This is a genomic window from Pseudomonas sp. H26/SER47-MNA-CIBAN-0231 (genome assembly GCF_040310465.1).
Lineage (GTDB): Bacteria > Pseudomonadota > Gammaproteobacteria > Pseudomonadales > Pseudomonadaceae > Aquipseudomonas > Aquipseudomonas atacamensis.
Window position 1 is genome coordinate 1 of sequence record NZ_JBEOPW010000158.1, and the last position, 244, is coordinate 244.

At 67.2% G+C, this 244-nt stretch carries 1 protein-coding gene; it reads left to right on the plus strand.

Annotation, left to right across the window (positions count from 1 at the left end; all coding sequences use genetic code 11):
- Window positions 1-29 precede the first annotated feature (29 nt).
- Window positions 30-244, plus strand: a 215-nt coding sequence (locus tag AAEZ10_RS27655; RefSeq protein WP_350571867.1) for a ribonucleotide reductase N-terminal alpha domain-containing protein, incomplete at its 3' end; no start/stop codon positions are given.

The following is a 244-nucleotide window of genomic DNA, read 5'->3' on the forward strand; positions in this document are numbered from 1 at the left end:
TCGCGGCAGACAGCAAGAGCACTTCCAGCATCGCCCTGCAGGCGGCTTCCGAAGATATCTGGGCACAGAAATACCGTCTGACCAGCAAGGACGGCACGCCGATCGATGACAGCGTCGACGCCACCTGGCAGCGCGTCGCCCGCGCCCTGGCTGACGTCGAGCCGGCCAAGCAGCGCGAGCACTGGCACGAGCGTTTCCTCTGGGCGCTGCGCAACGGCGCCATCCCGGCCGGACGGATCATCTC